This is a genomic window from Polaromonas sp. (genome assembly GCF_018780625.1).
Lineage (GTDB): Bacteria > Pseudomonadota > Gammaproteobacteria > Burkholderiales > Burkholderiaceae_C > Polaromonas.
Map to the genome: position 1 here is coordinate 1 of NZ_JADMJK010000127.1, position 2,492 is coordinate 2,492.

General features: G+C 67.3%; 2 protein-coding genes. Both read left to right on the forward strand.

All coding sequences use genetic code 11. The features are described from left to right. Positions 1-1,532: ABC transporter ATP-binding protein (locus IV091_RS11360; protein ID WP_293468734.1), on the forward strand; the 1,532-nt coding region annotated here is incomplete at its 5' end. Beyond that, a partial coding sequence (locus IV091_RS11365; protein ID WP_293468736.1) for an ABC transporter permease occupies positions 1,519-2,492 on the forward strand: 974 nt, incomplete at its 3' end. The genes IV091_RS11360 and IV091_RS11365, both read left to right, overlap by 14 nt.

Consider the following 2,492-nt stretch of genomic DNA (forward strand, 5'->3'; position numbering starts at 1 on the left):
CGCCCCGGCTGCAGCTGCGCGGCATCAGCAAGCGCTACCCGGGCGTGGTCGCCAACGACGGCATCTCGCTGGCCGTGCAGCCTGGCGAAATCCATGCCGTGCTGGGCGAAAACGGCGCCGGCAAGTCGACGCTGATGAAAATCATCTACGGCTCGGTCAAGCCCGATGCCGGCAGCGTCGCCATTGATGGCCAGCGCGTCGTGATCAGCAACCCGCAGCAAGCGCGCGCGCTCGGCATCAGCATGGTGTTTCAGCATTTCAGCCTGTTCGACACGTTGACGGTGGCTGAAAATGTCTGGCTCGGACTGGGCAAGCACCTGAGCCTGGCCGACGTGTCGCAGCGCATCGCGCAGACCACTGAAGCCTACGGCCTGCAGCTGGACCCGACGCGGCCGGTGCACAGCTTGAGCGTGGGCGAGCGCCAGCGCGTTGAAATTGTGCGGGCGCTGCTGACCAGCCCCAAGCTCCTGATCCTGGACGAGCCGACCTCGGTGCTGACGCCGCAGGCGGTCGACAAGCTGTTTGTCACGCTGCGCCAGTTGGCGGCTCAGGGCTGCAGCATTTTGTACATCAGCCACAAACTGCATGAAATCCGTGCGCTGTGCACCGCCTGCACCGTGCTGCGCATGGGCCGGGTGACGGGCGAATGCGATCCGCGCCAGGAGTCCAACGCCTCGCTGAGCCGCCTGATGATTGGCGCCGAACCGCCCGCGCTGGCGCAGCGCGACGTAAAAACCGGCGACATCGTGCTGGACGTGCGGCAACTGAGCCTGGCCAGGGGCGACCAGCATGGCGTCGATTTGCAGCAGATTGCGCTGCAGGTGCGCGCCGGTGAAGTGGTCGGCATTGCCGGCGTGTCGGGCAACGGCCAGAAGGAGTTGCTGTACGCGCTGTCGGGGGAAGACACGCGGGCGGCGGCGGCAGCCATTGCCGTCAAGGGCCACGACGCAGGCCGGCTCAGCCCGGGCCGGCGCCGTGCGCTGGGGCTGCACTTTGTGCCCGAAGAGCGGCTGGGCCGGGGCGCCGTGCCCTCGCTGTCGCTGGCGCGCAACCTGATGCTCACGCGCAAGGACGCCGTGGGCGCCGGCGGCTGGCTCAAGGGCGGCGCGCTGCAGGCGCAGGCCCGGCGCATCATTGCGCGTTTCAAGGTCAAGTGCGGCGGCCCGCAGGCGGTGGCGCGTTCCCTGTCGGGCGGCAACCTGCAAAAATTCATCATGGGCCGCGAGATTGATGCCAGGCCAGCGCTGCTCATCGTGTCGCAGCCGACTTGGGGCGTGGACGTGGGCGCGGCCGCGCAGATACGCGGCGAGTTGCTGGCGCTGGCCGGTGCCGGCTGCGCCGTGCTGGTGGTCAGCGAAGAACTCGACGAGCTGTTTGAAATTTCAGACCGGCTCTACGTGATGGCCAAGGGCCAGCTCTCGCCGTCCTTGCCGCGCGCGCAGGCCACGGTGGAACTGGTCGGCCAGTGGATGAGCGGCTTGTGGACGCCCGCCGCAAACGTTGCAACGGGAGCCCCGCATGGCGCAGCTTGAAGCCCGGCCCCAGGCCTCGTCGTTCTGGACCCTGGCCTCGCCCGTGCTGGCGCTGCTGATCACGGTGGTGATTGGCGTGGCGCTGTTTGTGGCGCTCGGAAAAGACCCCGTCAAGGGCCTGCAGGTGTTCTTCTGGGAGCCGATACGCACGCCGTACGCGCTGGGCGAGCTGATGGTCAAGGCTACGCCCTTGCTGATCATTGCGCTGGGGCTGGCGGTGTGCTTTCGCTCCAATGTCTGGAACATTGGCGCCGAAGGCCAGTTTGTGATGGGCGCCGTGGCGGCCGGTGGCGTGGCGCTGCTGGCCGACAAGACCACCGGGCCCTGGATCATTCCGGCGGTGCTGCTGGCCGGCGTGATGGGCGGCATGGCCTGGGCCGCCATCGTGGCCTTTTTGCGCGACCGCTTCAACGCCAATGAAATCCTGGTCAGCCTGATGCTGGTCTACGTGGCCGGCATGGTGCTGAACTACCTGGTGTTTGGCCCCTGGAAAGATCCGGCTGGCTACAACTTTCCGCAAAGCAAGACCTTTGAAACGGTGACGCAAATCCCGCGCCTGATGGCGGGCTCGCGCGTCACCATCGGCATCTTGCTGGGGCTGGTCGGCGTGCTCGTCATGTGGTTCTATCTGTTTCGCACCTACGCCGGCTTTGCGCAGGAGGTCAGCGGCCTGGCGCCGGCGGCGGCGCGCTATGCCGGCTTTTCGTCGCGCCGCGCCTTGTGGGTGGCGCTGCTGGTCTCCGGCGGGGCTTCCGGCCTGGCCGGCGCGCTGGAGGTGGCGGGTCCGATTGGCCAGCTCACGCCCTACGTACCGGCCGGCTACGGCTTTGCCGCCATCATCGTGGCCTTTGTCGGCCGACTGCACCCGGTGGGCATTGTGTTTTCAGCGCTGCTGATGAGCATGTTCTACATCGGCGGCGAACTGGCGCAGTCGCGCCTGGGCCTGCCCAAGTCGCTGAC